The 26,970-nt window shown below is 70.0% G+C and carries 27 protein-coding genes and 1 tRNA gene; 13 read left to right on the top strand and 15 right to left on the bottom strand.

Annotated features, from left to right (window positions below):
• Positions 1-55: 55 nt before the first annotated feature.
• The gene (locus OG381_RS20920) at positions 56-1,891 is read left to right on the top strand and encodes an outer membrane protein assembly factor BamB family protein (RefSeq protein WP_327717585.1); all 1,836 of its coding nucleotides are present in this window, start codon (positions 56-58) and stop codon (positions 1,889-1,891) included.
• Positions 1,892-2,192: 301 nt separating this feature from the next.
• Positions 2,193-2,888, top strand: coding sequence for a helix-turn-helix transcriptional regulator (locus OG381_RS20915; RefSeq protein ID WP_327717584.1), 696 nt, complete (start codon positions 2,193-2,195; stop codon positions 2,886-2,888).
• 67 nt (positions 2,889-2,955) lie between these two features.
• Here OG381_RS20915 and OG381_RS20910 read toward each other — a convergent pair whose 3' ends face one another.
• Both OG381_RS20910 and OG381_RS20905 read right to left on the bottom strand, forming a co-directional pair.
• The gene (locus OG381_RS20910; protein ID WP_327717583.1) at positions 2,956-3,270 is read right to left on the bottom strand and encodes a hypothetical protein; all 315 of its coding nucleotides are present in this window, start codon (positions 3,268-3,270) and stop codon (positions 2,956-2,958) included.
• A 29-nt stretch (positions 3,271-3,299) separates the two neighbouring features.
• Complete coding sequence (locus OG381_RS20905) at positions 3,300-4,988, bottom strand: sodium:solute symporter family protein (RefSeq protein ID WP_327717582.1); 1,689 nt, start codon at positions 4,986-4,988, stop codon at positions 3,300-3,302.
• A 111-nt stretch (positions 4,989-5,099) separates the two neighbouring features.
• Here OG381_RS20905 and galT point away from each other — a divergent pair, with 111 nt between their 5' ends.
• The 4 genes from galT (at position 5,100) to OG381_RS20885 (ending at position 9,159) form a co-directional block, all read left to right on the top strand.
• Positions 5,100-6,161 (top strand): galactose-1-phosphate uridylyltransferase, encoded by a 1,062-nt coding sequence (gene galT, locus OG381_RS20900; protein WP_327717581.1) that lies wholly within the window; start codon positions 5,100-5,102, stop codon positions 6,159-6,161.
• The gene (gene galE, locus OG381_RS20895) at positions 6,158-7,132 is read left to right on the top strand and encodes a UDP-glucose 4-epimerase GalE (protein WP_327717580.1); all 975 of its coding nucleotides are present in this window, start codon (positions 6,158-6,160) and stop codon (positions 7,130-7,132) included. The genes galT and galE overlap by 4 nt, the downstream gene beginning before the upstream one ends.
• Positions 7,132-8,283, top strand: a complete 1,152-nt coding sequence (gene galK / locus OG381_RS20890; protein WP_327717579.1) for a galactokinase — start codon at positions 7,132-7,134, stop codon at positions 8,281-8,283. The genes galE and galK overlap by 1 nt, the downstream gene beginning before the upstream one ends.
• 198 nt (positions 8,284-8,481) lie before the next feature.
• Positions 8,482-9,159 (top strand): hypothetical protein, encoded by a 678-nt coding sequence (locus OG381_RS20885; RefSeq protein WP_327717578.1) that lies wholly within the window; start codon positions 8,482-8,484, stop codon positions 9,157-9,159.
• Here the strand turns inward: OG381_RS20885 and OG381_RS20880 are convergent.
• Entirely contained in the window at positions 9,156-9,611 is a 456-nt protein-coding gene (locus OG381_RS20880) for a GNAT family N-acetyltransferase (protein WP_327717577.1), read from the bottom strand. The two genes, OG381_RS20885 and OG381_RS20880, sit on opposite strands and share 4 nt — an antisense overlap.
• 258 nt (positions 9,612-9,869) lie before the next feature.
• Between OG381_RS20880 and OG381_RS20875 the strand changes: the two genes are divergently transcribed.
• Entirely contained in the window at positions 9,870-10,637 is a 768-nt protein-coding gene (locus OG381_RS20875; RefSeq protein ID WP_307029619.1) for a LuxR C-terminal-related transcriptional regulator, read from the top strand.
• Here the strand turns inward: OG381_RS20875 and tamR are convergent.
• Entirely contained in the window at positions 10,596-11,093 is a 498-nt protein-coding gene (gene tamR / locus OG381_RS20870; RefSeq protein ID WP_327717576.1) for a MarR family transcriptional regulator TamR, read from the bottom strand. The genes OG381_RS20875 and tamR overlap by 42 nt on opposite strands.
• Positions 11,094-11,181: 88 nt before the next feature.
• On the opposite strand from tamR, the gene OG381_RS20865 reads away from it, so the two are divergent.
• The 3 genes from OG381_RS20865 to OG381_RS20855 all read left to right on the top strand — a co-directional run bounded on the left by OG381_RS20865 (position 11,182) and on the right by OG381_RS20855 (position 12,581).
• Positions 11,182-11,979 (top strand): trans-aconitate 2-methyltransferase, encoded by a 798-nt coding sequence (locus OG381_RS20865; protein WP_327717575.1) that lies wholly within the window; start codon positions 11,182-11,184, stop codon positions 11,977-11,979.
• Positions 11,979-12,341, top strand: a complete 363-nt coding sequence (locus tag OG381_RS20860; protein WP_327717574.1) for a VOC family protein — start codon at positions 11,979-11,981, stop codon at positions 12,339-12,341. Before OG381_RS20865 ends, OG381_RS20860 begins: the two co-directional genes overlap by 1 nt.
• Positions 12,342-12,407: 66 nt before the next feature.
• On the top strand, positions 12,408-12,581 hold the full coding sequence (locus OG381_RS20855; RefSeq protein ID WP_327717573.1) for a CsbD family protein: 174 nt from the start codon (positions 12,408-12,410) through the stop codon (positions 12,579-12,581).
• A gap of 32 nt (positions 12,582-12,613) precedes the next feature.
• On the opposite strand, the gene OG381_RS20850 is transcribed toward OG381_RS20855, so the two are convergent.
• Positions 12,614-13,291, bottom strand: coding sequence for a TetR/AcrR family transcriptional regulator (locus OG381_RS20850; protein WP_046257589.1), 678 nt, complete (start codon positions 13,289-13,291; stop codon positions 12,614-12,616).
• Complete coding sequence (locus OG381_RS20845; RefSeq protein WP_327717572.1) at positions 13,288-14,295, bottom strand: acyl-CoA desaturase; 1,008 nt, start codon at positions 14,293-14,295, stop codon at positions 13,288-13,290. The genes OG381_RS20850 and OG381_RS20845 overlap by 4 nt, the downstream gene beginning before the upstream one ends.
• 302 nt (positions 14,296-14,597) lie before the next feature.
• On the opposite strand from OG381_RS20845, the gene ppc reads away from it, so the two are divergent.
• Positions 14,598-17,339: a phosphoenolpyruvate carboxylase gene (ppc, locus tag OG381_RS20840; protein WP_327717571.1), complete on the top strand. Its 2,742-nt coding sequence runs from the start codon at positions 14,598-14,600 to the stop codon at positions 17,337-17,339.
• Between the two features lie 77 nt (positions 17,340-17,416).
• On the opposite strand, the gene OG381_RS20835 is transcribed toward ppc, so the two are convergent.
• The 7 genes from OG381_RS20835 to OG381_RS20805 form a co-directional block, all read right to left on the bottom strand.
• Positions 17,417-18,091, bottom strand: coding sequence for an LPXTG cell wall anchor domain-containing protein (locus tag OG381_RS20835; protein WP_327717570.1), 675 nt, complete (start codon positions 18,089-18,091; stop codon positions 17,417-17,419).
• A gap of 133 nt (positions 18,092-18,224) precedes the next feature.
• Positions 18,225-18,740 carry a hypothetical protein gene (locus tag OG381_RS20830; protein ID WP_327717569.1) on the bottom strand — a complete coding sequence of 172 codons (516 nt, stop codon included), beginning with the start codon at positions 18,738-18,740 and terminating at the stop codon, positions 18,225-18,227.
• A 41-nt stretch (positions 18,741-18,781) separates the two neighbouring features.
• Complete coding sequence (gene pth, locus OG381_RS20825) at positions 18,782-19,384, bottom strand: aminoacyl-tRNA hydrolase (RefSeq protein WP_327717568.1); 603 nt, start codon at positions 19,382-19,384, stop codon at positions 18,782-18,784.
• A gap of 81 nt (positions 19,385-19,465) precedes the next feature.
• The gene (locus OG381_RS20820; RefSeq protein ID WP_307029635.1) at positions 19,466-20,050 is read right to left on the bottom strand and encodes a 50S ribosomal protein L25/general stress protein Ctc; all 585 of its coding nucleotides are present in this window, start codon (positions 20,048-20,050) and stop codon (positions 19,466-19,468) included.
• 201 nt (positions 20,051-20,251) lie between these two features.
• Entirely contained in the window at positions 20,252-21,232 is a 981-nt protein-coding gene (locus OG381_RS20815) for a ribose-phosphate diphosphokinase (RefSeq protein WP_327717567.1), read from the bottom strand.
• Between the two features lie 75 nt (positions 21,233-21,307).
• Positions 21,308-22,756 carry a bifunctional UDP-N-acetylglucosamine diphosphorylase/glucosamine-1-phosphate N-acetyltransferase GlmU gene (gene glmU / locus OG381_RS20810; protein ID WP_327717566.1) on the bottom strand — a complete coding sequence of 483 codons (1,449 nt, stop codon included), beginning with the start codon at positions 22,754-22,756 and terminating at the stop codon, positions 21,308-21,310.
• Between the two features lie 122 nt (positions 22,757-22,878).
• Positions 22,879-22,950 (bottom strand) — tRNA-Gln (locus OG381_RS20805).
• A gap of 256 nt (positions 22,951-23,206) precedes the next feature.
• Here OG381_RS20805 and OG381_RS20800 point away from each other — a divergent pair.
• A complete protein-coding gene (locus OG381_RS20800) occupies positions 23,207-24,514 on the top strand; it encodes a sensor histidine kinase (RefSeq protein ID WP_327717565.1) in 1,308 nt (435 codons plus the stop codon).
• Positions 24,515-24,557: 43 nt separating this feature from the next.
• On the opposite strand, the gene OG381_RS20795 is transcribed toward OG381_RS20800, so the two are convergent.
• Both OG381_RS20795 and OG381_RS20790 read right to left on the bottom strand, forming a co-directional pair.
• Complete coding sequence (locus tag OG381_RS20795) at positions 24,558-25,052, bottom strand: SUKH-3 domain-containing protein (protein ID WP_327717564.1); 495 nt, start codon at positions 25,050-25,052, stop codon at positions 24,558-24,560.
• Positions 25,053-25,125: 73 nt separating this feature from the next.
• The gene (locus OG381_RS20790) at positions 25,126-25,686 is read right to left on the bottom strand and encodes a YwqJ-related putative deaminase (RefSeq protein ID WP_327717563.1); all 561 of its coding nucleotides are present in this window, start codon (positions 25,684-25,686) and stop codon (positions 25,126-25,128) included.
• A gap of 292 nt (positions 25,687-25,978) precedes the next feature.
• On the opposite strand from OG381_RS20790, the gene OG381_RS20785 reads away from it, so the two are divergent.
• Positions 25,979-26,968, top strand: a complete 990-nt coding sequence (locus OG381_RS20785) for an SMI1/KNR4 family protein (RefSeq protein WP_327717562.1) — start codon at positions 25,979-25,981, stop codon at positions 26,966-26,968.
• The last annotated feature ends 2 nt before the right edge of the window (positions 26,969-26,970 follow it).

Raw genomic sequence — 26,970 nt, 5'->3', positions numbered from 1 at the left:
CCCCTCGCACCGTCACGTTCCCGCCGTCGTCCACACTTCCCGAGGTACCCGCGTCATGACCCAGCCGCCGCCCCCGCCGCCCAACCAGCCCCCGCCCGGGGGAGGTTTCGGCCCGCCGCAGGACCAGCCGCCGCAGCAGCCCGGATTCGGCGCCCCGCAGCCGCCGGCCCAGCAGCCCGGTTACGGCTACCCCCAGACGCCCCCGCCGCCGCAGGGCGCCCCGCAGACGCCCCCGCCCCCGCAGACACCGCCCGCGGACCAGGGCTACGGCTACCCCGGCCAGCAGCAGCCGCCGTACGGCCAGCAGCCGAACCCGTACGGGCAGCAGCAGCCCGGCGGTTACGGCCAGCCCAACCCCTATGGCCAGCAGCCCGGTTACGGCTACCCGCAGCCGACCATGCCGATGCACCCCCAGCCCGGTCAGCCGGCCGGTGGCGGACGGAAGATCAGTCCGCAGCTGGCGATCATCGTCGCGGCGGTGGTGGCGATCGCGCTGATCGTGGGCGGCGGTGTCTGGTACGCCTCCTCGTCCGGCGACGACAAGAAGGACACCGCGAGCTCCAGCGGCGGCACCGGCGGTGGCGGCGACGAGAAGGGCGGCACCGGCGGCACCTCCAGCAAGGGCGACGAGAAGGTCCCCTCCAGCACCGCCGCGTCCGTCCTCTTCCAGGTCCCGCAGCCCGAACTCGAGGTCGACACCACGTACACGGTGGACGGCTCCTGGCTGACCGACAAGGTCTACGCCAAGAGCGGCATCGCCGAGATCGTCGGCTACGACCTCGCCAAGGGCACGAAGCTGTGGACGATCAAGTTGCCCGGTCCGGTGTGCCGGGCCAGCCGGCACCAGACCGAGGACAACCTGACGGCCATCGCCTTCGAGCCGGCGATGCCGACGAAGGACCGTACGGCGGGCTGCAGCCAGATCGCCGCGATCGACCTGGACGCGGGCAAGAAGCTGTGGACCAAGACGGCCAAGACCGGTGACCGGCTGATCACCTGGGACAACGTCAACGTCAGCGCGAACACGGTCGCCTCGGGCAGCACCAGCGGCGGCGCCGCCTGGGACATCTCCACCGGCAAGTCCCTGTGGACCCCCAAGCCCACCGACACCTGCTACGACGCGGGCTACGGCGGCGGCGAGAAGCTGGTCGCGGTCCGCAAGTGCGGCTCGTACGACGCCCGCCAGCTGCACATCCAGACCATCGACCCGGCCTCCGGGAAGGTGATCTCCGAGTACAAGCTGGCGCAGGGCATCGAGTACGCGAGCATCATCTCCACCGAGCCGCTGGTCGTGGCCGCCGAGGTGGGCGAGGTCGAGGGCGCCAGAGGTATCTCGGACGTCTTCGCCATCGACAACAAGACCGGCAAACTGCGCTCCCATGTCTCCCTGGCGGCGGACCGGTACGAAGCCCGCTGTGACGGGATCTACCAGGTCGAATACTGCTTCCAGGTCGTGGTCGGCAACGACCGGCTCTACGTGCAGACCGCGGAACACGACGGCACCGGTGACGAGTACAGCAACCGGACCAACGAGATCGTCGCCTTCGACCTGGCCTCCGGCAAGCAGACCGGCCAGCGCGCCGACGCCGGCGACAGCTACACGATCACCCCGCTGCGCATGGACGGCGGCAACCTGCTGGCGTACAAGCAACCGCCGTACGACAAGGGCGGTCAGATCGTGACCATCGACGGTGGTTCTTTCAAGGAGACGAAGCTCCTGGAGATGCCGTCGACGAAGACGGTGCGCGACGTGGAGACCAGCATGCTCCCGGACTCCTCCGAGATCCTCTACCACGACGGCCAGTTGTTCATGTCGAAGGTCTACGCGAGCGATTTCGGCAGCGCTTCGACCGAGAAGAGGTATCTCGCGATCGCTTTCGGCGCGAAGTAGGCGCAGAACCACCCGTGATGACGGCCCCGTCCCTGCTCAGGGACGGGGCCGTGCACGTACCACCCATCAACCTCGAATGCCGGAAATTCCGTCGATCCGGGGCACTTCTCACCAGTAGGGGGAGCGCAACGTCGAACAAGCGTGTAGCTTCCGGGGGCATGAAGGGCGGGGGAGCCGGGAGGGGGCTTCTGTCCGTGCGATCAGTGGGCATCCATAGTGGAGCTCCCACAGCGGGGCATGGGGATCGTCGCATGGGGATCCATTGGGGGGACTGGGGGGTTGCTCGATGGGAGTTCGGCTCATGGTGGTCGACGACCACCGACTGCTCGCGGAGGCGCTGGCCTCGGCGTTGAAGCTGCGCGGGCACCGGGTGCTCGCGGCGGCGGCACCCGCCGCGGGGGCGGCGGAGCTGGTGATCACCCGGGCGCCCGAGGTGTGCCTGATGGGCACGGCGACACCGGCCGAACCGGGCATCTTCGACCCGGTGGTGAAGATCAAGCGCGACCGTCCGCAGGTGGCGGTCCTGGTGCTGGGCCCGGTACCGAGTCCGCGCGGCATCGCGGCCGCCTTCGCCGCCGGTGCCTCGGGCTATGTACGCCATGACGAACGTATAGAAGGTGTCGAGCGGGCGATCATGAAGGCGAGGGCGGGGGAGGCGGCGGTCGCGCCCCAGCTGCTGCAAGGCGCCTTCAGCGAACTGCTCAACCCGGCCGCCCAGCCCGACGACGAGGGCCAGCGGCTGCTCCAGATGCTCACCCCGAGGGAGGTGGAGGTCCTGGTACGCGTCGCCGACGGCGAGGACACCAGGCTCATCGCGGCCGGCATGGGCATCGCCCCCTCCACGGCCCGCACCCACGTCCAACGCGTCCTGATGAAGCTGGGAGTGGGATCCCGCCTGGAGGCAGCGGCCCTGGCGGCCCGCACAGGCCTGCTGGACCGGGCGGGCCCGATCCCGCACTCCTCCGTTCCGGACCTGGGCGCAGGACCGGAAGCCTGAGCGGTGCGGCGACGGATGACGGGCACGGGGCCGGAGTCCCCCGTGGGCTCCGGCCCCGACGGCGCCCCTACTCGGTAGGGCTCTCGGTCTCCGCCGGTTCCGGCGCGACCGGCGGCGGTGTGGGCCGCAGCTTCAGCCAGACCAGGAAGAAGATGCCGAGGAACAGCATCCCGAGGCCGGTCCAGAGGTTGATGTTGACACCCTCGGCCTTGTCGAGGGTGGCGTCGGAGGGGTTGATGCCGGCGATCGTGACGATGACGCCGTAGAGGACGAACAGGCCGCCGATGATGCGGCGCAGGTCGAAGATGCGGGCCGCGGTGGCGGACTCGGCCTGCAGTTCGGCGACTTCCCGCTGGACGTTCTTGCCGGAGTGGTCGGACATGGTCTCTCGGACTCCCTTCCGGAGCGCGATCAGAACGAGAACGGGATGTAGCAGGCGGCAGCCAGGATCACCGCGCCCCAGCCCAGCAGGGCCGGCCTGCGGTACCAGGCGTCGTCGCCCTCGGCCGGCGCCTCGGACATGCCCGGCGAGCGGGTGCCGTAGACCAGGCCCTGGAGTTCCGCCGCCGGCTTGGGTGCGGTGAACAGCGACACCGCGACCATGACCACCGCGCCCGCCACGAAGCCCACGATCGCCGAGACGAAGTTGGCGCCCTGGTCGGTCGGGATGTCGATGATTCCCTGCTTGTAGATCCAGAAGTAGTTCACCATCGCCGCCACCGTGCCTGCCAGCAGGCCCCAGAAGCCCGACTTCGCGGACGCGCGCTTCCAGAACATGCCGACGATGAAGACGACGAACATCGGCACGTTGAAGAAGGAGAACAGGGTCTGGAGGTAGCTCATGATGTTCGAGAAGGACGACGCCAAAAACGCCGTGCCCACCGACGCCACCACGCCGATCACCGTGATCAGGCGGCCGAAGCGCACGTAGTACGCGTCCTCGCGGCCCTTTTCCACGTACCGCGCCCAGATGTCGTTCGTGAACACCGTGTTGAAGGACGACACGTTCGCCGCCATGCCCGCCATGAAGGCGGCCAGCAGACCGGTCACCGCGATGCCCAGGACCCCGTTGGGCAGCAGTTGTTCCATCAGGTACGGGATCGCGTCGTTGTACTGGTAGCCGGACTCCGGGGTGCCGAAGCCGGGGATCAGGGCCGCGGCCGTCAGGCCCGGGATCATCACCAGGAAGACGATGAAGATCTTGGGGTAGGCGGCGATCAGGGGGGTCCGCTGGGCCGCGCTCAGGTTCTTCGCCGACAGCGCTCGCTGGACCTCCGCGAAGTTCGTCGTCCAGTAGCCGAAGGACAGCACGAAGCCCAGGCCCAGCACGATCGTCAGCCAGTTCGCGCCGAGCGGGTTGTCCGAGCCGATGCCCGTACCGCCCCACGCCGTCGTGAAGTCGGCGCCGTGCTCGGCCGTCAGCTTGTCCGTCAGGCCGCCCCAGCCGCCCACCTTCTTCAGGCCCAGCACCACGATCGGGATGAGGGCCGCGAGGATCACGAAGAACTGCAGGACCTCGTTGTAGATCGCCGACGACAGACCGCCGAGGGTGATGTACGCCAGCACGAACGCGCCCGCGACCACGATCGCCACCCACTGCGGCCAGCCCAGCAGCGCCTCGACGACGATCGCGAGGGCGTACAGGTTGACCCCGGAGATCAGGATCGCGGCGAAGGCGAAGAGCGCCGAACTGAGCAGATGCGCCCACTTGTCGAAGCGCAGCAGCAGCATCTCGGGGACCGAGCGGACCTTCGAGGAGTAGTAGAAGGGCATCATCACCAGGCCGAGGAAGACCATGGCCGGGATGGCGCCGATCCAGTACCAGTGCACGGTGTAGACGCCGTACTGCGCGCTGTTGGCTGCCATGCCGAGGATCTCGGTGGCGGCCAGGTTGGCGGAGATGAAGGCCAGGCCGGTGATCCAGGCGGGCAGGGAGCGGCCCGAGAGGAAGAAGTCGAGGCTGGTCTTCACCGAGCGGCGGGCCGCGAACCCGATGCCCAGGACCACCACGAAGTAGATGCCGAGGATCGTGTAGTCGAGCCAGTTAGTGGGGAGTCGCAGCTCGGCTGCTAGATATGTGTCTTTTGTGACGGTTTGCATGGGCAGCCATTCAACCCTTCCGCTGGTGCGCTTTGTTTGATTCCGACGTTGACGCGGCTGTCGAGTTATGGTTACTTGTGTTTAGTTCTGTTTGAGTGAAGGAGTCCGGCGGTGAAGAAGACCTCGACCCGACTGGCCGACGGTCGCGAGCTCGTCTACTACGACCTGCGCGACGACACCGTGCGGGACGCGGTGGACCGCCGTCCGCTGGACCGGACGGTCACCACGTCCGAGGTCCGCCGTGACGTGCTGCTCGGCGACTCGGTCGCGATCGCCTCGCACCGCCAGGGCCGCACCTACCACCCGCCGGCCGACGAGTGCCCGCTGTGCCCGTCGCAGGGCGAGCGGCTCAGCGAGATCCCGGACTCGTCGTACGACGCCGTGGTCTTCGAGAACCGCTTCCCCTCCCTCGCCGGTGACTCCGGTCGCTGCGAGGTCGTCTGCTTCACCTCGGACCACAACGCGTCCTTCGCGGACCTCACCGAGGAGCAGGCGCGCCTCGTCCTCGACGCGTGGACGGACCGGACGTCGGAGTTGTCTCATCTGCCCTCCGTGGAACAGGTCTTCTGCTTCGAGAACCGCGGTGCCGAGATCGGTGTGACCTTGGGTCACCCGCACGGGCAGATCTACGCGTACCCCTTCACCACGCCCCGCACCGCACTGACGCTGCGGTCGGTCGCCGCCCACAAGGAGGCGACGGGCGGGGAGAACCTCTTCGACGCCGTCCTGGAGCGCGAACTCGCCGACGAGCGGGTCGTCCTGGAGGGTGACCACTGGGTGGCCTTCGTGCCGTACGCGGCGCACTGGCCGTACGAGGTCCACCTGTACCCGAAGCGCCGGGTGCCGGACCTGCTGGGGCTCGACGAGGACGCGCGCTCAGAATTCCCCAAGGTTTATCTGGAACTCTTGAGGCGCTTCGACCGGATCTTCGGCGAAGGTGAGCCCCTCACGCCCTACATCGCGGCCTGGCACCAGGCCCCGTTCGGCGCGCTGGAGGAGTTCGAGGGCGTCAACCGTGACGACTTCGCGCTCCACCTCGAGCTTTTCACCATCCGCCGCACGCCCGGCAAGCTGAAGTTCCTCGCGGGTTCCGAGTCCGGCATGAACGTGTTCATCAACGACATCCGGCCGGAGGCCGCGGCCGAGCGACTGCGAGAGGTAGCGAGTTCATGAGCGGTAGGTACCTGGTCACCGGTGGCGCGGGCTATGTCGGCAGCGTGGTCGCCCAGCATCTGCTGGAGGCGGGCCACGACGTCGTCGTCCTCGACAACCTGACGACGGGCTTCCGCGAGGGCGTCCCGGCGGGCGCGACCTTCATCGAGGGCGACATCCGCGACGCCGGCAAGTGGCTGGACGGCTCCTACGACGGAGTCCTGCACTTCGCCGCCTTCTCGCAGGTCGGCGAGTCGGTCGTGAAGCCCGAGAAGTACTGGGACAACAACGTCGGCGGCACCATGGCGCTGCTGGGCGCCATGCGCGAGGCGGGCGTGCGCAAGCTGGTCTTCTCCTCCACGGCCGCCACCTACGGCGAGCCGAAGGAGGTGCCGATCGTCGAGTCGGCGCCGACCTCGCCGACCAACCCGTACGGCGCCTCGAAGCTCGCCGTCGACCACATGATCTCCGGTGAGGCGGCCGCCCACGGTCTGGGCGCGGTGTCGCTGCGCTACTTCAACGTGGCGGGCGCGTACGGCCTGCAGGGCGAGCGCCACGACCCCGAGTCGCACCTCATCCCGCTGGTCCTCCAGGTCGCGCAGGGCAAGCGGGAGGCGATCTCCGTCTTCGGCGAGGACTACCCGACGCCGGACGGTACCTGCGTCCGCGACTACATCCACGTCGCCGACCTGGCTGAGGCCCACCTGCTGGCGCTGACTGCCGCACAGCCGGGCGAGCACCTGATCTGCAACCTCGGCAACGGCGAGGGCTTCTCCGTCCGCCAGGTCATCGAGACCGTCCGCCAGGTCACCGGCCACCCGATCCCCGAGGTCGTGGCCCCCCGCCGCGGCGGCGACCCGGCGATCCTGGTGGCGTCGGCGCGGACCGCGCGCGAGAAGCTGGGCTGGAACCCGTCCCGCGCGGACCTCGCGGGGATCGTCGCGGACGCGTGGGAGTTCGCGCAGAACATCGGCACAGCAAGGGAGCAGTAGTGGGGCAGCAGGTGCGGGACGGATTCGTCGAGCTCTACGGAACCGAACCCGAAGGTGTCTGGTCGGCGCCGGGCCGCGTCAACCTCATCGGTGAGCACACCGACTACAACGACGGCTTCGTGATGCCCTTCGCGCTGCCGCACACCGCCGTGGCGGCGGTCTCGCGGCGCACGGACGGCGTCCTGCGGCTGCACTCCGCGGACGTCGAGGGCGGGGTCGTGGAGCTGGCGCTCGACGCCCTGACCCCGGAGTCCGACAAGAACTGGACGGCGTACCCGGCGGGTGTCCTGTGGGCCCTGCGCGAGGTCGGCCACCCGGTGACCGGCGCCGACATCCATCTGTCGTCGACGGTCCCCTCGGGCGCGGGCCTGTCCTCGTCGGCGGCGCTGGAGGTCGTGGTGGCCCTGGCCGTCAACGACCTGTTCGAACTCGGTCTGCAGCGCTGGCAGCTGGCCCGCCTGTGCCAGCGCGGGGAGAACGTCTACGTCGGCGCCCCGACCGGCATCATGGACCAGACGGCCTCGGCCTGCTGCGAGGACGGCCACGCGCTGTTCCTCGACACCCGCGACCTGTCCCAGAAGCAGATCCCCCTCGACCTGGCGGCCGAGGGCATGCGTCTGCTGGTCGTCGACACCCAGGTCAAGCACTCCCACAGCGAGGGCGAGTACGGCAAGCGCCGCGCGGGCTGCGAGAAGGGTGCGGCACTGCTGGGCGTGGACGCGCTGCGGGACGTGCCGTACGGCGAACTGGACGCGGCGCTGGCCCGGTTGGGCGACGAGGAAGAGGTCGTACGGCTGGTGCGGCACGTCGTGACGGAGGACGAGCGCGTCGAGCGTGTCGTCGGGCTGCTGGAGTCGGGCGACGTCCGCGCCATCGGCCCGGTCCTGGTCGAGGGCCACGCCTCCCTGCGCGACGACTTCCGTATCTCCTGCCTGGAGCTGGACCTGGTCGTCGACACGGCCCTCGCCTCGGGGGCCCTGGGCGCCCGGATGACCGGTGGCGGCTTCGGAGGCTCGGCGATCGTGCTGGCGGACATCGCCGACGTGGACACCATCACCAAGGCGGTGGAGGAGGCCTTCGCCGCGGCCGGGTTCACCGCGCCCCGCGTCTTCGAGGCGGTGCCTTCGCCGGGGGCCCGCAGGCTCTCCTGACGTTCGCCGCTCCCGTCGGCCCCGTGCTCCTCGCCGAGCGCGGGGCCGACGCATGTGCCGCCCCTGTGCGAACACGTTGTGGGAATTGTCGCCGGATCGTCCCGGTCGTACCCGGTCGGTAACCGGCCCGCGACTCCCCCGCAGAACCGCCCGTTCTGTGTGACGGTGGGCATATCGCCGTGAGCGGAGGGGGAATTCATGGCTGTGCAGGACGGTCCTCAGCAGGCGTCGCCGCGCAAGGGGCCGGGATGCCTCAGGGGCCTGGTGGCTCTGGTCGTGTTCGTCGGGATCATCTACGCGATCTGGTGGTTCACGGGCGGCAAGGACGGCGACGACGAGGCCTCCTCCACGCCGTCCGTGTCCGCCTCGGCCACCGGGGACGGCGGCGGTTCGGGGGAGTGGAATGCCGGGGACTGCGGCGGTCCCGACCCGGACCGGGCGCCCGACGGGTACGAGACGTACGACTGCGGCGACCCCGACGCCACCTTCAAGGCGCTGAAGATCATGGACGGCAGCATCCTGCCCGCCGCGGTCCAGTGCCCGGCGGGGACGGACGTGATCATCGAGGTGTCGATGAACTTCGGGTCCGACGAGAAGCCGAGCGGCGGCATCCCCACCGACACCGTCTGCGGGCGCAACCTCTCGGACGACCACCCCGGCGACGCGGGCGCGGGCGGCGGGCAGCTGGTGAAGGGGGACTGTGTCACGGCGGAGGTCGAGGAGATCGCCTGCGACAAGGCGGATTCAGGCGACCTCAAGGTGCTCGGGCTCGTCGACGCCGGTTCCGCCCACTGCCCCTCCGGCACCACCGACCCCATCCGGCTGACCATCGTGGTGGGACGGCCGTACGACACCGTCTGCGGCCGCGAGATCTAGCCGATCCGTTTCGTCAGCGTGTACTCGGTGATCCCCGGCGGATAGTCGGGGATCACGCACACCACCTCGTACCCCCGCTTCTTGTAGAACTCCGGTGCCTGGAAGTCCCAGGTCTCCAGGCGGGAGTTCACACACCCGCGCTCGTCGCGGGAGAGGGCCTCCGCGGTCGCGAGCAATTGCGAACCGAGGCCCGCCCCGCGCCACCGGCCGTCCACCCACAGGTACGTCACGTGCAGCCACGTCGTCCAGGTGTGGCCGACCAGACCGCCCGTCAGTTCGCCCGTCCCGTCCAATGCCCAGACGTGGAGCGGAAGTTCCCGTTCACCTGGGGTTCCGCGCAGGGCGCGCAGGACCGGGGAGGCCGCCGTGTTCGCGTCGCGGAGCCGTCTGTGGAGCAGATCACGTCGGCCTCTGTCGACTTCTGTCTCAATGCGAAACATGCGGCTCACCATAAACGTGCTGGACAGCCAGTTCTGCAAATTACCTTCCGCTCCCGGCCCCCGGCCGTACCCTGATGAACAGCACCGGTGGGGGCCGGTGCTGATCAGGGGGCGAGACAGTCGGGTACGACGCCCGAAGTGGGGGTAACAGTTCGTGCACGGCGGCGGCCGTGCGGCCATCGCGCTTCGGACGTCGTACCCGCGCCGGTCTTTCCGTCTCCCGACGATGGGGTATCCCCTGCTCTTACAGAGCTTGGGGAAGGGGGTTTCGTGGTTCGCATCCGAGTCCTGGTAGTCGACGACCATCGCATTTTCGCCGAGTCGCTCGCCGCAGCTCTGGCGGCCGAGCCCGATGTCGACGTGTCCGCCGCCGGCAGCGGTCCCGCCGCGCTGCGCAGTCTGGAGCGCGCGGCCGCCGAGGGGCGCCGCTACGACGTGCTGCTCGTCGACGCCGACCTGGGCGGCAACGTCCAGGGCATCCGGCCGGCCGTGCCCGTACAGGAGGGCAATGAGGACGGGCTCGTCGACGGCATCTCGCTGGTGGTCGGGGTGCGTTCCGCGCAGCCCGGCGTACGCATCGTCGTCCTCGCCGAGAAGGACGACCAGCGGCGTGCCGCGCTCGCCCTGCAGGCCGGGGCGTCGGGGTGGGTGGCCAAGGACTGCTCGCTGTCCAGACTGCTGACCGTCATACGAGGGGTGCTGCGGGACGAGACGCATCTGCCGCCCGCCCTGCTCACGGGGGTCCTCAGGGAGCTCACCGCAGCTCGCAAGCACCGCACCGAGAGCGAGCGGCTCGTCGAGTCCCTGACCCCGCGCGAGCGGGAGGTGCTGCGGTGCATGGTCGCCGGTCTGGGCAGAAAGGCCGTCGCCGAGCGGCTGTTCCTCTCGCCGCACACCGTCCGCACCCATATGCAGAACGTCCTCGGCAAGCTCGGCGTGCACTCCACGCTGGCCGCCGTCGCGCTCGCCCGCCGTGCCGGGGTCGGACCCGCCGACCTAGCCGGGGATGTTGTCGAACGGGGCGGTCAACTGGCGTAGCAACCCGGCCAGTTCGCCCCGCTGGGCCCGGGAGAGTTCCGCGAGGATCGCGCGTTCCTGGTCGAGCAGTCCGGCGAGGGCCTGATCCGCGCGGTCCTGGCCCTCGTCCGTCAGCCGGACCAGCACACCACGCCGGTCCGAGGGGTCCGGCAGACGCTCCACCAGCCCCTTCTTGGTGAGCCGGTCGATGCGGTTGGTCATCGTGCCCGAGGTGACCAGCGTCTGTGTGAGGAGCTGTCCCGGGGAGAGCTGATACGGCGTTCCCGCGCGCCGCAGCGCGGTGAGGACGTCGAACTCCCAGGGCTCCAGGCTGTGCTCGGCGAAGGCCAGTCGACGTGCCCGGTCCAGGTGCCGGGCCAGTCTGCTCACCCGGCTGAGCACCTCGAGCGGTTCCACGTCGAGGTCAGGGCGCTCCCGGCGCCATGCTGCGACCAGCCGATCGACCTCGTCCTCCATGGCGATCAGTCTAGTGGTTGTGTCGATGTGGAGTCTCTTGACGTGAAGTCTCTTGACGTCGAGATAAATCGAGGGTCACAGTGGATCCATGACGACTTGGGACCCCGCCCAGTACCTGCGCCACGCCGACCACCGCGCCCGCCCCTTCGCGGACCTCCTCGCGCGCGTCCCCGGCCTGCCCACCGAGGAGGCGCCCCGCATCGCCGACCTCGGCTGCGGCCCCGGCAACGTCACCGCCGTCCTCGCCGACCGCTGGCCCACCGCCCGCGTCACCGGCTACGACAACTCGCCCGAGATGCTCGACCGGGCCCGCACCGAGCACGAGGGCCCCACACCGGGCGGCGGCCGCCTCGACTTCGCCCACGCCGACGTTCGCACCTGGACGCCCGCACAGCCGTACGACCTCATCGTCAGCAACGCCACGCTGCAGTGGGTCCCCGGCCATGCGGAGCGCTTCGCCGACTGGATCGCGGGGCTCGCGCCGGGCGGCACCTTCGCCTTCCAGGTGCCCGGGAACTTCGGCGCCCCCAGCCACCAGCTGATGCGCGAACTCGCCCACACCAGCGGCCTCGGCGACCTCCTGCGCCACGACGACGCCGTCCTCACCCCCGAGACCTATCTGGAGCACCTGACCGCCCTCGGCTGCACGGCCGACGTGTGGGAGACGACGTACATCCATCTCCTCACCGGCGAGGACCCCGTCCTGGACTGGGTGAAGGGGACGGGACTGCGGCCCGTCCTCACCGCCCTCGCCGACGATCCGCGGACCCGCGACGACTTCGTGAGCCGCTACCGGGACGCCCTGCGCAAGGCCTATCCGGCGGGACCGCACGGCACTCCCTTCCCGTTCCGCCGGATCTTCGCCGTCGCCCGCAAGGGGCAGTGATGCTCACCGGGGTCGACCACGTCCAGCTCGCCGCGCCGCCGGGCTCCGAGGACCGGCTGCGGGCGTACTACGCGGGCGTGCTCGGCATGGCGGAGATCCCCAAGCCGCCGGTGCTCGCCGCGCGCGGCGGGTGCTGGTTCCGGGCGGGGACCGTGCAACTGCATCTGGGGATCGAGGACGACTTCAGACCCGCCGAAAAGGCCCACCCCGGGCTGCGGGTCACGGACATCGAGACCTACGCCGCCCGGCTCCGGGCCCGCGGCGCCGAGGTGACCTGGGACGCGGACCTGCCGGGACACCGGCGCTTCTACTCCCACGACCCCGTCGGCAACCGGCTGGAGTTTCTGGAGCCGGTTGTTTGAGCCCTCCGCCACGGGCCACTCGCCGGAGTGACAGCGGGGGAACGATCGAGCCGGGGAGTGAGTGACGTGGCGAAGGAACAGAAAGCCCGGGCGAAGAAGGAACAGGCCAAGGGCAAGGCCAAGGAGGCCATGGGTCGCGCGGTCGGCAACGAACGGATGACCGGCGAGGGTCGCACCGGACAGGCCAAGGGCGACATGCGCCAGGCCAAGGAGAAGACCAAGGACGCCTTCAAGCACTGACCCCACAGTGACCCCACAGGGCGCCGCAGGACTCAGCTCTTGCGGCGCCCTATCAGGTGCGGCTTCTGCTCCAGCCCGTCCAGCCCGTGCCACGACAGGTTCACCAGGTGCGCGGCGACCTCCGCCTTCTTCGGACGGCGCACGTCCAGCCACCACTGGCCGGTCAGCGCGACCATGCCGACCAGCGCCTGGGCGTACAGCGGGGCCAGTTTCGGGTCGAAGCCGCGGCTCTTGAACTCGCGGCCCAGGATGTCCTCCACCTGGGTGGCGATGTCCGAGATCAGCGAGGCGAAGGTCCCCGTCGACTGCGGGATGGGGGAGTCACGGACCAGGATGCGGAAGCCGTCCGTGTACTCCTCGATGTAGTCCAGGAGCGCGAAGGCCGCCTGTTCGAGGAGCTCGCGGGGATGGCCGGCGGTCAGGGAACTCGTGACCATGTCGAGCAGGCGCCGCATCTCACGGTCCACCACCACCGCGTACAGGCCTTCCTTGCCGCCGAAGTGCTCGTACACCACCGGCTTGGACACCCCGGCCTTCGCCGCGATCTCCTCCACCGACGTGCCCTCGAACCCCTTGGCGGCGAAGAGGGTGCGACCGATCTCCAGCAGCTGCTGACGACGCTCGGCTCCCGTCATCCGGGTGCGGCGCGTGCGCCTCGGCTTCTCATTGCTCTCGGTGCTGCTTGAGTCGGTCGCCACGGCGTCAATCATGCCGCCTTCGCGGGTTCCTTCCCGCGTCGGGAGCCGCCTTCGTCGGTGTTACGGCGCGAATCGATACGCGAGCGTGACGGCCAGCGGACGTCGTACGCCCAGCCGAACATCTCGAACCAGCGGATCAGCCGCGCCGAGGAGTCGATCTGACCGCGCTCCACCCCGTGCCGCGCGGAGGTCGGGTCGGCGTGGTGCAGGTTGTGCCACGACTCACCGCACGACAGCACCGCCAGCCACCACACGTTGCCCGAGCGGTCCCGCGACTTGAACGGCCGCTTGCCCACCGCGTGGCAGATCGAGTTGATCGACCACGTCACGTGGTGCAGCAGACAGACCCGGACCAGCGAGCCCCACAGGAACGCCGTGAACGCGCCCCACCACGACATCGTCACCAGACCGCCGACCAGCGGAGGGATGGCCAGGGAGAGCATCGCCCAGAAGATGAAGCCCCGGGAGATCCGACGGATCGCCGTGTCCTTGATCAGATCCGGCGCGTACTTCTCCTGCGGGGTCTGCTCCTCGTCGAACATCCAGCCGATGTGCGCCCACCACAGGCCCTTCATCAGCGCCGGAATCGTTTCGCCGAACCGCCACGGGGAGTGCGGGTCGCCGTCCGCGTCCGAGAACTTGTGGTGCTTGCGATGGTCGGCGACCCACCGGACCAGGGGCCCCTCGACCGCCATCGACCCCGCGATCGCCAGCGCGATCCGCAGCGGGCGCTTGGCCTTGAAGGAGCCGTGGGTGAAGTAGCGGTGGAAGCCGATCGTGATGCCGTGGCAGCCGAGGAAGTACATGAAGACGAGCAGGCCGAGGTCCAGCCAGCTCACCCCCCAGCCCCACGCCAGCGGTACCGCCGTGAGCACGGCGAGGAACGGAACGATGATGAAGAGCAGCAGGGTGATCTGCTCGAGCGAACGCTTCTGCTCGCCGCCCAGGGTGGCGGACGGCATCGAGGGATCGTCGGGCGCCGGGGCGTCTTCGATCACATCGGAGCTTGTGGTCATGGGGCGTCCCCTGTGGGGTTCGAGGGTTTTGTGACAAGGGCCTGGTCAGCGGAGCCTCTGGAAGGAGAGCGGGACTTCCCTACGGTTCCGTAACCTACGGCGTCGTAAGTATGGCAGCGCGTCGTCCGACGGCAAGAGCCCGAGAGTCTGCGCGTCTGCACGGACACCTATCCTGGAGTCGTTCGGACAGCGCGGTCCGCTCTCGATTCTTCCCGGATGTCCGGTCCGTATGCGGCAGCAGCCGCTCGACCGGTCCCGGGTTCCCTCCCGGACGAGCTTCAACACTGCAAGGAGCCGCACCTGTGAGCAGTGCCGACGACAAGACCGTTTCTCAGGAGACCACCTCCACCGAGCTGCGCGCCGACATCAGGCGACTCGGCGACCTCCTCGGCGAGACCCTCGTCCGGCAGGAAGGCCCGGAGCTGCTGGAACTCGTGGAGAAGGTCCGCAGCCTCACCCGTGAGGACGGTGACGCCGCCGCCGAACTGCTGCGGGGCACCGAGCTGGAGACCGCCGCCAAGCTGGTGCGCGCCTTCTCGACCTACTTCCACCTGGCCAACGTCACCGAGCAGGTGCACCGCGGCCGCGAGCTCAGAGCCAGGCGGGCCGCCGAGGGCAGCCTGCTCGCCCGCACCGCCGACCGCCTCAAGGACGCCGACCCCGAGCACCTGCGCCAGACGGTGCAGAACCTCAACGTGCGTCCGGTGTTCACGGCGCACCCCACCGAGGCCGCCCGCCGCTCGGTCCTCAACAAGCTCCGCCGTATCGCCGCGCTGCTGGAGACCCCGGTCCTGGAGACCGACCGCCGCCGCTACGACACCCGCCTGGCCGAGAACATCGACCTGGTGTGGCAGACCGACGAGCTGCGCGTCGTACGCCCCGAGGTGACCGACGAGTCCCGCAACGCCATCTACTACCTCGACGAGCTGCACGCGAACGCCGTCGGCGACGTCCTGGAGGACCTGACCGCCGAGCTGGACCGCGTCGGCGTCACCCTCCCCGAGGACACCCGCCCCCTCACCTTCGGCACCTGGATCGGCGGCGACCGCGACGGCAACCCCAACGTCACCCCCCAGGTGACCTGGGACGTCCTGATCCTCCAGCACGAGCACGGCATCAACGACGCGCTCGACCTGATCGACGAGCTGCGCGGCTTCCTCTCCAACTCCATCCGCTACACCGGCGCCACCGAGGAGCTGCTCGCCTCGCTCCGGACCGACCTGGAGCGCCTCCCGGAGATCAGCCCCCGCTACAAGCGCCTCAACGCCGAGGAGCCCTACCGGCTCAAGGCCACCGCGATCCGCCAGAAGCTGGAGAACACCAAGCTGCGGCTCGCCAAGAACACCCCGCACGAGGACGGCCGCGACTACCTCGGCACCGCCGAGCTGCTCCAGGACCTGAAGCTGGTCCAGACCTCCCTGCGCGAACACCGCGGCGGCCTGATCGCCGAGGGCCGGATGAACCGGACGATCCGAACGCTCGCCGCCTTCGGCCTCCAGCTCGCCACCATGGACGTCCGCGAGCACGCCGACGCCCACCACCACGCCCTCGGCCAGCTCTTCGACCGGCTCGGCGAGGAGTCCTGGCGCTACGCGGACATGCCGCGCGACTACCGCGGCAAGCTGCTCGCCAAGGAGCTCAGGTCGCGCAGGCCGCTGGCGCCCACCCCGGCCCCGCTGGACGCGGCCGGCGAGAAGACCCTGGGCGTCTTCCACACCGTCAAGCGCGCCCTGGACGTCTTCGGACCCGAGGTCATCGAGTCGTACATCATCTCGATGTGCCAGGGCGCCGACGACGTCTTCGCGGCCGCCGTCCTGGCGCGCGAGGCGGGCCTGATCGATCTGCACGCCGGCTGGGCCAAGATCGGCATCGTGCCGCTCCTGGAGACCACGGACGAGCTCAAGGCCGCCGACACGATCCTGGAGGACATGCTCTCCGACCCGTCCTACCGGCGCCTGGTCGCGCTGAACGGGGACGTGCAGGAGGTCATGCTCGGCTACTCGGACTCCTCGAAGTTCGGTGGCATCACCACCTCCCAGTGGGAGATCCACCGCGCCCAGCGCCGCCTGCGTGACGTGGCGCACCGCTACGGCGTGCGCCTGCGTCTGTTCCACGGCCGTGGCGGCACCGTCGGCCGCGGTGGCGGCCCCTCGCACGACGCGATCCTCGCCCAGCCCTGGGGAACCCTGGAGGGCGAGATCAAGGTGACCGAGCAGGGCGAGGTCATCTCCGACAAGTACCTGGTCCCCTCGCTGGCCCGCGAGAACCTGGAGCTCACGGTCGCGGCCACCCTCCAGGCCTCCGCCCTGCACACCTCACCGCGCCAGTCCGACGAGGCGCTGGCCCGCTGGGACGCCGCGATGGACGTGGTGAGCGACGCGGCCCACGCCGCCTACCGCCGTCTGGTCGAGGACCCGGACCTGCCGTCGTACTTCCTCGCGTCGACGCCGGTGGACCAGCTCGCCGACCTGCACCTGGGCTCGCGGCCCTCGCGCCGGCCCGGCTCCGACACCTCCCTGGACGGACTGCGCGCCATCCCGTGGGTGTTCGGCTGGACGCAGTCCCGTCAGATCGTGCCCGGCTGGTTCGGTGTCGGCTCCGGTCTCAAGGCGCTGCGCGAGGCGGGGCTGGACACCGTGCTCGACGAGATGCACGGGCAGTGGCACTTCTTCCAGAACTTCATCTCCAACGTCGAGATGACCCTGGCCAAGACCGACCTGCGCATCGCCCGGCACTACGTCGAGACCCTGGTCCCGGCCGAGCTCCAGCACGTCTTCGCCGACATCGAGGCCGAGCACGCGCTGACCGTCCGCGAGGTCCTGCGGATCACCGGCGAGACCGAACTCCTGGACGCCCAGCCCGTTCTGAGGCAGACCTTCGCCATCCGCGACGCCTACCTCGACCCGATCTCCTACCTCCAGGTCGCCCTGCTCAAGCGGCAGCGCGACGCGGTCGCCGCGGGTGAGGAGGCGGACCCGACGCTGGCCCGGGCCCTGCTGCTGACGGTCAACGGTGTGGCGGCGGGTCTGCGCAACACCGGCTGACGGTCTCCTGCGGACATGGCGGTGCCCCCGAGCCTCGTACCGGCTCGGGGGCACCGCCATGTGCGAGCCTTCCGGCCCTACGACGCCTTCCGGCGCCGGAACACCAGGTAGCCGCCCGCGGCGACCAGTGCGGCCGCGACACCGCCCAGCAGGCCGACGGGGGCGCCGTTGCCGGTCTCGGCGAGGTCGCCGCCGGTGCCCTGGGCGGACGGGGAGGAGGAGGCGGACGGGGTTCCCGGGGCCCCGGCGGGCTGCGAGGCGGAGGCCGACGGGGAGGCGGAAGCGGAGGCGGAGGCCGAGGCGGACGGCGTCGCCGTACCGTCACCCGGGTTGCCGTCGTCGGAGTCCTCGCAGTCCGTCCAGAACACCTTGTGCTTGGCGGATCCCTTCTCGCCGTCGAAGTTCCAGAACAGCTTGTAGTGGCCGTCCGGCAGCGACAGGTCCTCCGTACGGCCGTGACCCTCGCCGTCCAGGGTGATCTCGCCGGACTTCACGGTCTCGCCCTTGACGCCGGCCGTCGGGGCCCAGGCCTCGATGTGCCAGTCGACCTCCTGGACGCTGTCGAAGCCGAAGGCGTCCAGATAGAAGGTGCACACGTGCGGCTCGTTGCGGCGCAGCTCTTCGCCGGTGGAGGCGTCGTGGATTTTCACTGTGCCGTTGTCACCGGGAGGGGTGGCGTGGGCGGAGGGGGCCGCGAGCAGGGCGGCCACGGCGACGGCGGACAAGGCGCCGGCCCGGGGGAGGGTACGCATGGGCAGTCCATCTTCGAGATGTGACAGGGAAGATGTGGAGGGGGCGGCTCAGCTTCCACCCCGCCTGACCCAAGGTCAATCACGAACAGGCAACGCTCAGGTCCTCCACAGATGTGGAGAACCGCGAAAGCCGTCAGATGGTCACGAAAGCGGCGGTGAGAAGTGCGATTCCCGCCCCCGCCATGACCCACGCGCCCCGCGTGCGCCCCAGTCCGCCCGCGACGACGACCGACGCCAGCAGCAGCGCGCCGCCCAGCGGAACCCAGGCGTAGAGGATCCCGGCCGGCCCGGAGCGGACGACGTCGTCACTGCTGGGCTTCACGACGACGGTGTACGTCTGTCCCTTCCGCACCGCGACCGTCTTCTCGATGACGACCTTCGCGCGCGGCGTGGACCCCTCCGAGATCGGCGTGTACGGCCCGGTGCAGATGTCGTCCTCGCACCGCGTCACCTCGATCGTGCCGCTCTCCCGGCCCTTGGTCAGCAGCACGTGCTGCGCGGTGCCCCACGACGCCCACACCCCCGCGATCAGGATCAGCGCCGCGACCGTGCCCATCGCCGCGAGCCGTCCGAAACGGAGGGCGGCGACCGAGGCCGGGCGGGAGGCCTGACGGGACTTGGCGGCGGTGGCAGGCATGGCGGGGATCATTGGCCATGCCTGATCAGCCCGTCAACTCGGCGGGTGACAAGTCAGGAGTTGTACGTGCTTTGCGCCCGCTCCAGCCCCTCGATGACCAGACACTCCACGGCGTCCGCGGCCCGGTCCACGAAGTAGCCGAGCTCCTTGCGCTCGGTCGAGGAGAAGTCCTTCAGTACGAAGTCGGCGACCTGCATACGTCCCGGCGGCCGCCCGATCCCGAACCGCACCCGGTGGTACTCCGCGGTGAACGCCTTCGTCATCGACTTCAGACCGTTGTGTCCGTTGTCGCCGCCGCCGAGCTTGATCCGCAGCGTTCCGTAGTCGATGTCCAGCTCGTCATGGATCGCCACGATGTTGGCGACGGGCACCTTGTAGAAGTCCTTGAGCGCGTTCACCGGCCCGCCGGACAGGTTCATGTACGACATCGGCTTGGCCAGGATCACCCGGCGGTTCAGCGGCCCGGGCGGCCCGATCCGCCCCTCCACGACCTGCGCCTGCGCCTTGCCGGCCCGCTTGAACCTCCCCCCGATCCGCTCGGCCAGCAGATCGGCCACCATGAAACCGACGTTGTGCCGGTTGGCCGCGTACTCCGGCCCGGGGTTGCCGAGGCCGACGATCAGCCAGGGCCCGCTGGCATCGGTCGTCACGTCCATGTCTCCTTCACGGTCCCTCGATACGCGCCGACCGCCGCCCCCGAGGGGAGCGGCGGCCGGCAGTCGCTGTTGCGGGGAGGATCAGGCCTCGGTGGCCTCGGCCTCGGCGTCCGCCGGGGCCTCCTCGGCCTGGGCGGCCAGGATCTGGAGAACGACCGCGTCCTCGTCGGTCGCCAGCGTGGTGCCCTCGGGCAGCGGGATGTCCTTGGCGAGGATGGAGTCGCCGGCCGCCAGGCCCGCGATGGAGACGGTGACCGACTCCGGGATGTGCGTGGCCTCGGCCTCGACGTTCAGCGTGCTCAGCACGTGCTCGAGCAGGAAGGCGCCCGGCGCCAGCTCGCCCTCGGTGTGCACGTAGACCTCGACGTTGACCTTCTCGCCGCGGTTCACGAGCAGCAGGTCGACGTGCTCCAGGAAGCCCTTGATGGCGTCGCGCTGGACGGCCTTCGGGATCGCCAGCTGGCTCTTGCCCTCGATGTCCAGGGTGAGCAGGACGTTCGGGGTACGCAGGGCGAGGTTCAGCTCGTGGCCCGGCAGGGTGATGTGGACCGGGTCGGCACCGTGACCGTAGACAACGGCGGGAACCTTGCTGTCACGGCGGATACGGCGGGCCGCACCCTTGCCGAACTCGGTACGGGTCTCGGCGGTGAGCTTGACGTCAGCCATGGTCGCTCCTCGTAGAACAGTTGGGGAAGGTGGTCACCCGGCCAAACCATCGGCCTGCTACGAAGAGCGCGTCGATAACGGAGCGCCACACCTGTGTGAACAGGTACGGCCTCCCTCGCCGAGCAACTCGCGCAGTCTACTCGGCAGGGGAGGCCGTAGAAAAATCGATCATGCAGAAGCGTTCTTCCGCAGGTGCGAGACCTAGTGCTCGTCGAAGAGGCTCGTCACCGAACCGTCCTCGAACACCTCACGCACCGCGCTCGCGATCGTCGGCGCGATGGACAGGACCGTGATCTTGTCCAGGTCCGCGCCCAGCTCGCCCGGCGTCGGCAGCGTGTCCGTGAACACGAACTCGCTCACACGCGAGTTCTTGAGCCGGTCGGCCGCCGGACCGGAGAGCACACCGTGCGTGGCGGTGACGATGACGTCCTCGGCACCGTGCGCGAAAAGGGCGTCGGCGGCCGCGCAGATGGTGCCACCGGTGTCGATCATGTCGTCGACGAGGACGCACACACGACCCTTGACCTCACCCACGACCTCGTGGACGGTCACCTGGTTCGCCACGTCCTTGTCGCGCCGCTTGTGCACGATGGCCAGGGGCGCGCCGAGGCGGTCGCACCAGCGGTCGGCGACCCGCACGCGGCCCGCGTCCGGGGAGACGACCGTCAGCTTGGACCTGTCGACCTTCCTGCCCACGTAGTCCGCGAGCAGCGGAAGGGCGAAGAGATGGTCGACCGGGCCGTCGAAGAAGCCCTGGATCTGGTCGGTGTGCAGATCGACGGTGAGGATGCGGTCGGCACCGGCCGTCTTCATCAGGTCCGCGATCAGACGCGCCGAGATCGGTTCACGCCCACGGTGCTTCTTGTCCTGCCGCGCGTAACCGTAGAACGGCACGATGACGGTGATGGAGCGGGCCGACGCGCGCTTCAGCGCGTCGATCATGATCAGCTGCTCCATGATCCACTGGTTGATCGGAGCCGTGTGGCTCTGGATCACGAAGCAGTCCGCGCCGCGCGCCGACTCCTCGTAGCGGACGTAGATCTCGCCGTTGGCGAAGTCGAAGGCCTTGGTCGGGACAACCCCGACGCCCAGCTGCTCGGCAACCTCCTTGGCAAGCTCGGGGTGGGCGCGGCCGGAGAAGAACATCATCTTCTTCTCGCCGGTCGTCTTGATCCCGGTCACAGCTGTCTCCTCAGAGGTGTCTCAACTGGGTGTGCATTTATCACGGTACGCCGTCCCGGACGCACGCGTTTCCGGTCAGTCTTCGCTCTCGACCTGCCGAGACGCCGCCTCGGCCGCCTTCGCGGGCGCGCTTCCCGGACGCTTGCGGGCCACCCAACCCTCGATATTCCGCTGCTGACCACGGGCCACAGCGAGCGAACCGGGCGGCACGTCCTTCGTGATCACGGACCCGGCGGCGGTGTACGCGCCGTCCCCGACCGTGACAGGAGCCACAAACATATTGTCCGAACCGGTGCGGCAGTGCGAGCCGACGGTGGTGTGGTGCTTGTCCTGTCCGTCGTAGTTCACGAAGACGCTCGCGGCACCGATGTTGGTGTACTCGCCGATCGTGGCGTCACCGACATAGGAGAGGTGCGGAACCTTGGTGCCCTCGCCGATCGAGGCGTTCTTGGTCTCGACGTACGTCCCGATCTTGCCCTTGGCGCCGAGACGGGTACCGGGCCGCAGATAGGCGTACGGGCCCACGGTCGCGTCCGGGCCGACATGGGCGCCGTCGGAGACGGTGTTGTCCACGCGGGCGCCGGCTCCGACCACCGTGTCCCTGAGCCGGCTGTTGGGGCCGACCTCCGCGCCCTCGCCGATGTGGGTGGTGCCGTGCAGCTGGGTGCCGGGGTGGACGAGGGCGTCCTGCTCGAAGGTGACGGTGACGTCGATCCAGGTCGTGGCCGGGTCGATGACGGTGACGCCGGCGAGCATGGCGCGGGTCAGCAGGCGGTCGTTGAGGATGCGACGGGCCTCGCTGAGCTGGACCCGGTTGTTGATCCCGGCGATCTCGCGGTGGTCGCCGGCGACGGAGGCGCCGACGCGGTGACCGGCCTCGCGCAGGATCCCGAGGACGTCGGTGAGGTACTCCTCGCCCTGCGAGTTGTCGGTGCGGACCTTGCCGAGAGCGTCGGCGAGGAGCTGCCCGTCGAACGCGAACACCCCGGAGTTGATCTCACGGATGGCGCGCTGCGACTCGGAGGCGTCCTTGTGCTCGACGATCCCGGTGACGGCGCCGGAGACACCGTCGCGGACGATACGGCCGTAGCCGGTGGCGTCGGGGACCTCGGCGGTGAGCACGGTGACGGCGTTGCCGTCGGCGCTGTGGGTGGCGGCGAGGGCGCGCAGGGTCTCGCCGGTGAGAAGGGGGGTGTCCCCGCACACGACGACGACGGTCCCGTCGACGACACCACCCAGCTCTTCGAGCGCCATGCGCACGGCGTGCCCGGTGCCGTTCTGCTGCGCCTGGACGGCGGTGCGTACGCCGGGGTCGATGACGCCGAGGTGCTCGGTGACCTTCTCGCGGGCGTGGCCGACGACGACGACGAGATGCTCGGGGTCCAACTCCCGCGCTGCGGCGAGCACATGGCCCACGAGGCTGCGGCCGCAGAGCTCGTGCAGGACCTTGGGTGTGGCCGACTTCATACGGGTGCCCTCACCCGCTGCGAGAACGACGACGGCTGCCGGGCGAATGGCGCTCACGGGATGCCCTTCGGCTGTGGAGGGGGTGGGTGACATCCGCAGGATACCGGGGCGTTTCATGGGGGACATGGGAGCGGGCCCTGACTGTGCTGTCGCCGGTCAGGGCCCGATCTGTGCTGGTGCTCCCCCGCCAGGACTCGAACCCGGACAAATGGCACCAAAAGCCACGGTGCTGCCAATTACACCACGGGGGATGGACTCGACGGGACCGGACACCTGGTCAGGTCGCCGAGCGGGCACCCAACACTATGCCGTACCGGGCCCCTTTCGTGCGACGGTACAAGTCGTCGTCGCCGGGGCGGAATTCGATCTTCCGGGACGGAACGGTGAGCGATTCGGCAGTTCGAGGGATATCGGGTTGTTTCGCATCCGGCCGGTCACGCAGTGTGGTGTAGGCCAATCCCGGAAACTCACCGGAAAACGCGTGCTGCCCGACCGTAGGCTGGAGCCATGACCACGACGGGGGAAGACCATGCCGCGGCCCGGCCAGGGCCCTGGTGGTGGGATCGGTGGCGCAGTGCCGTACTGGACGCGAGCCTGGCTCTCGCGTCCGTCGTCGAGTGCGGGGCGGAGGGGTACCGGTTCGCGGGGGACGCGGGGATCCCCAGCGCCGCGGGGATCGTGTTCGGCGTGCTCGCCGGGTCCGCGCTGCTCGTGCGGCGCAAGTGGCCCATCGCCGTCGTGCTCGTCTCCATCGCCATCACGCCCGCCCAGATGGGCTACCTCATGGCGATCGTCGGCCTCTACACCCTCGCCGCCTCCGAACTGCCCCGCCGGATCATCGGCTCCCTCGCGGGGATGTCGCTGGTCGGCCAGCTGATCGTGATGTTCGTGCGGATACGGCAGGGCACCACGCGCGGCGGCTGGGAGCTCGGGGACTGGTTCGTGCCGTTCGCCGCGATCACCATCGCCGTCGGACTGACCGCGCCTCCGCTGCTCCTCGGGCTGTACGTCGGCGCCCGGCGCCGGCTGATGGAGAGCCTGCGGGAACGGGCCGACAGCCTGGAGCGGGAGCTGCAACTGCTCGCCGAGCGGGCGGAGGAGCGGGCCGAGTGGGCGCGCGGCGAGGAGCGGACCCGGATCGCCCGTGAGATGCACGACGTCGTCGCGCACCGGGTGAGCCTGATGGTCGTCCACGCGGCCGCCTTGCAGGCCGTCGCCCGGAAGGATCCCGAGAAGGCCGTCAAGAACGCCGCCCTCGTGGGGGACATGGGGCGCCAGGCGCTCACCGAACTGCGGGAGATGCTCGGGGTGCTGCGCAGCGGGGAGGGCGTCAGGAGCGTCCGCTCGCCCGACTCCGTGCCGCTCGCCGCCGTCGGGTTCGCCGCCGCCGCTGCCGCCTCGCGGGCCGTCGACGAGTCGGACGGGCCCTGTCTGTCCGAACTGGAGGAGCTGATCGGGCAGTCGGCCGCCACCGGGATGGTCGTGGACCTGACCATCGACGGTGACGCCCGGGACTACGGCGCCGACATCGAGCAGACCGCCTATCGCGTCGTGCAGGAGGCGTTGACCAACGTCCACAAGCACGCGGCGGGTGCCAAGACGCATGTGCGGCTCGCGCACCGGGTGTCCGAGATCGCGATGCAGGTGGAGAACGAGCCGCCGCCGGAGGTGTCGACGGCGTCGGCGCGACTGCCGTCCGGGGGGAACGGTCTGGTCGGGATGAAGGAGCGGGTCGTCGCGCTGGGCGGGGTGTTCGTCTCCGGGCCGACGGACGCGGGCGGCTTCCGGGTGTCGGCGGTCATTCCGGCGGCGTGACCCCGGCGGTCCTTCCTCGTACCGCTGCGGGCGCTTTCCCGCGTCAGCCCGCCGTGAGCCGTACGGGTTCTATGCCCGCGACGAGGACGGCCAGGGCCTGGTCGATGTCGGGGCCGAGGTACCAGTCGCCGGTGTGGTCGAGGACATAGGCGCGCCCCTCGGTGTCGAGGGCCAGGAGCGCGCCCGACTCGGTCTCGGCGCCGAGAGGACAGACCTCGGTGTCGAGGGCGCGGCCGAGGTCGGCGAGGGTGCGGGCCATGTGGAGGCCGTGCAGGGGGTCGAGATGCAGGCTCACCGGGGCGATCTGGCGGCCGGGTCCGGTGGGTGCGATGTGCAGGCCGCCGAATTCGGCCCAGGCCTCGACGGCGGCGGGGAAGACGGCGTGGCGGTGGCCGGCGGGGGAGACGTGTTCGCGCAGGGCGTCGGCCCAGATCTCGGCCTGCTTGATGTCCCAGCGCCCGGGCTGCCAGCCGGCGGCGCGCAGGGCGGCGTCGACGGGGACCGGGAAGCGGGTGGTGGAGGTGCGGTCGGGGTGCATCTGCCCTTCGATCGTCGAGTTCGCTGACGTGGTGCCCGGCTTGCCGGCCGTCCTGCCTGTCGTGCGTGGGGGATCAGTCGTCGGCTGCCGCCGGGTCGACGACGCGTACGCCGAAGTGGGCGCTGAGGGCCGTGCAGGCGCGGCAGGGGGCGGCGAAGCTGCCGTGGAGGGGGTCGCCGTCCTCGCGGATGCGGCGGGCGGTGAGTTTGGCCTGCTTGAGGGCCTTGCGGGCCTCGCCGTTGGTCATGGGTCTGCGGGCGGCGCGTCTGCTGCGGGCCTCGTCGGCGGCGGCGAGATGGCGCGAGATGAGGATCGTCTCGGCGCAGCGGCCGGTGAAGCGGTCGCGCTGGGCGGAGGTGAGGGTGTCGAGGAAGTCCTGTACGAGCGGGTGCAGGGGCGGGCCCTGGTCGCCGCGGGCGGCGGTGCCGGTGAGCGTGGCGCCGCGCACGGACAGGGCGGCGGCGACGGTCGGGAGTATGCCGTCGCGGCGGTGCCGGAGAGTGGGCGCCTGGGGTGTGTCGGTGCTGCTCCAGCCGATCCGGGGATCGCCGGACCTACCGTCCCGCGGGTCGTGGGACGTGGCTGGTCGCGGCCCTGTGTGCGGTCCCGTCTGCGTCGTGTTCATGATCGTCATCCCCTCCCGAGCATCCCCCCGGACGACACAGAGTGCCAAATGCCGTGGCTGGTGCGGAAGCTGGGGCGGCGCGACACGCCCGGGTTTGGGCGGGCTGTCACGACGGGGTGACGGCTGGTCACGGAACCGGAGGGCCGCTGACCGGCGCCCGGTGACCGGTGTCGTCGTACCGCATAGGCTGTCGGCACCCGCAGGGATGCGGTCAACGCGTTGGAGAAGTCGAATACGGGCTGGGGCGGGCCGGAGCCGGTCGTGCCGCGGGCCGTACAGAGTGCCGCAGGGGGCAACCGCCATGACGACAGGTCGGCTCGGGCAGCAAGCCGCGCCGCCGAACGCGGCCTACGCCGGGCAGGTCGTGCATTTCCCGGATCCGGTCCGGGCCTCCCGTCACCCCAGAGGGGTGCGGGTGGACGAGCACGGCTACCCCGACTTCTCCGCGTATGCGCGTGCCGCCACGGAGATCGCCGATCCGCCGGAGGGTTTCGGCGTCGACGAGCTCCGGCTCACGGACTATGTGTCGGCGAACGCGGCCCTCGCGGCGACCGGTCATGAGCTGTGGGACACGATTCCCGCGGTGGCGACCCCGCACGGCTGGACGTGGCACCACGTGGTGGGTTCACGGCGGCTCGAACTGGTGCCCGTAGAGGTGAAGGCGCTGCTGCGGCATCACGGCGGTATCGCGACGGCGCAGGTCGACCACGGCAAGCGGGGGACGCGCCCGCTGCAGGAGACACGGCCCGCGCACTTCGGTCTGCCGAAGTCGGGTACGGCGGTGACGGAGTCGCAGGTGCTGGGGGTCGAGGAGGAGCTCGGGTACCGGCTGCCGGGTGCGTACCGGTCGTTCCTGAAGGCGGCGGGCGGCTGTGCCCCCGTGGGCGCGGCCCTGGATCCGGAGCTGGGCCTCCTGGTCGACCAGCCGTTCTTCACGGTGCGGGACGAGGCCGCCGTCAACGACCTCGTCTACGTCAACAAGTGCCTCCGGGACCATCTGACCAAGGACTACCTCGGCGTCGGCTTCGTCCAGGGCGGACTGCTGGCCGTGAAGGTCAAGGGCGAGCGGATCGGATCCGTGTGGTTCTGCGCCTACGACGACGCGCGGGACGTGGATCCCTCCGTTCCGCCCGCCGACCGCGTGGAACGGCTGCTGCTGTCGTGCGGCGAGGACTTCGACGCCTTCCTGTCCCGACTGGCGGGCAATCCGCCCGAGTTGGAGACGGTGGCGAACCTGATGGTGGACGGCGGGTTCGCGCGGTCCGTGCCGGTTTCCGGGGCTGGGGAGTGAAC

The organism is Streptomyces sp. NBC_00490 (assembly GCF_036013645.1).
Classification (GTDB): domain Bacteria; phylum Actinomycetota; class Actinomycetes; order Streptomycetales; family Streptomycetaceae; genus Streptomyces; species Streptomyces canus_F.
The sequence above is the reverse complement of the archived record's forward strand: the minus strand, read 5'-3'. Positions and strand labels throughout refer to the sequence as shown.